Genomic DNA, 1,752 nt, shown 5'->3' with positions numbered 1-1,752 from the left:
TTCTTAATGTGGTTGAGCTTGAGCCGGGTGAGGCAATGTTCCTTCATGCTGAAACCCCGCACGCGTATGTGAAAGGGACAGGGCTTGAAATCATGGCCAACTCTGACAACGTGCTGCGTGCAGGCTTAACACCCAAGCATATGGATGTAGCGGAGCTGATTGATAATACCAAGTTTGTGTCGGTCGATCCTACGCAGATCAAACTGACTCCGTACCAAATGGAAAACAAAATCGGTTACCCAATTCCTGTCGATGACTTTGCTTTTGAAGTGTTGAAAGCGGACATCGAAGAGAAAGCCCAATATGTGCGCGGCGCTGAGATTCTGTTCTGTGTCGAAGGGGAAGTGACGGTGCGTGATAGCCTTGAATCGGTAACACTAAAAGCGGGTGAATCGGTATTCGTTTGCAGTAGTGCTAAGGTTTATCATTATCAAGGTGTTGGAACTTTAGCTCGTGCATTCAACTAGCTATCCCTAGCTTTAAACCTGCAAAGCAGCTCGCCCATTGGCGGGCTGTTTTTTTATCTAAGCGGGATAAATCAATATCCCAGCGTCTAAACGTGGCACAGCATGTGTTTTTTTTGTTTTAAAACATGAGCCCTAAAAACTGTAGGCGTGATCAAATTTTGCACGTGGTGATTGTTTGTTGACCTTTAATTGTGATCGCTGTCAGATATTATACTGGTATAACAGGTATAGTGGCTCTATCGAAACGAACAATTAGGATATATCGATGGACTTCTCTGGTTTTTATGCGGCGACACTTACTCCATTTAACAAAGATGAGAGTATCAATTACGAAGACTTACAAAAGTTGGTTCAGTTCAACTGTGAGGCGGGTCTTAAAGGGCTATATGTGGGTGGTTCAACGGCAGAAGCTTTTCTTTGTAATACTGAAGAAAGAATTGAGTTGTTGAAAGCTACTGCTGAAGTAGCCACGGGTTCAAACATGACCTTAATCGCGCATGTTGGTGATATCTCGACTAAGAAGAGTGAAATCTTAGCAAAAGCCGCGGGTAATCTTCCGTATGATGCCATCTCTGCAGTGACGCCATTTTACTACCCAGTCGGTTTTGAACAGTTGAAAAAACACTATTCAGATATCGTACAAGCGGCTGGTAAGCCAATGATTGTTTATAACTTCCCTGCATTTTCTGGGATGAGTTTAAGCCGTGACCAAATCAATGAGTTGATTAATCTTGATGGCGTTGTCGCGCTGAAACAGACTTCAGCAGATTTGTATCAGATGGAGCAATTAACTCGAGCTAACCCAGAAAAAACCATTTTCAACGGCTTCGATGAGATCTTAGCTTCTGGTTTGGTTGCAGGAGCTAAGGGGGGGATCGGTTCAACTTACAATATTCAAGCGCAGCGCATTTTAGATATTAATGCAGCGATTGAAGCGGGTGACGTTGTTAAAGCAACAGCATTGCAGCGTGAAGCTAATCAAGTTATTGACGCGTTAGTTGCGGCAGGTGTTATCCCTGGTTTGAAATATGTACTGAAACTGAAAGGGATTCTATCGTCAGAAGTATGCCGTCGCCCAATGAATCAAGTAACGCCAGAAAACCAAGCGAGATTAGCTCAACTGGTTGAGGCCGGCCTATGCTAATTGGTCTTGATATCGGCGGGACCAAAGTGGAGGGGGTAATTGTATCCCCTCACGATGCCCAAGTGGTTCATCGCTTGCGTATTGATACGCCAAAAACAGGCTACATAGAGTTTTTGGCAGCAGTAAAAGAAGTCATCGACC

General features: G+C 44.2%; 2 protein-coding genes. Both read left to right on the top strand.

The genetic code is table 11. The annotated features are described in order from the left end of the window. Positions 1–467, top strand: a 467-nt coding sequence (locus RH85_RS13410; RefSeq protein ID WP_006713137.1) for a cupin domain-containing protein, incomplete at its 5' end; no start/stop codon positions are given. A gap of 265 nt (positions 468–732) precedes the next feature. Beyond that, the gene (locus tag RH85_RS13405) at positions 733–1,611 is read left to right on the top strand and encodes an N-acetylneuraminate lyase (RefSeq protein ID WP_006713136.1); all 879 of its coding nucleotides are present in this window, start codon (positions 733–735) and stop codon (positions 1,609–1,611) included. Positions 1,612–1,752 lie beyond the last annotated feature (141 nt).

This window comes from Vibrio ichthyoenteri ATCC 700023, assembly GCF_000222605.1.
In the GTDB taxonomy this organism is placed as follows: Bacteria; Pseudomonadota; Gammaproteobacteria; order Enterobacterales; family Vibrionaceae; genus Vibrio; species Vibrio ichthyoenteri.
The sequence above is the reverse complement of the archived record's forward strand: the minus strand, read 5'-3'. Positions and strand labels throughout refer to the sequence as shown.

Excerpts from the sequence above, each read along its gene's own strand:
- RH85_RS13405 (WP_006713136.1), top strand. The coding sequence starts at position 733 with ATGGACTTCTCTGGTTTTTATGCGGCGACACTTACTCCATTTAACAAA.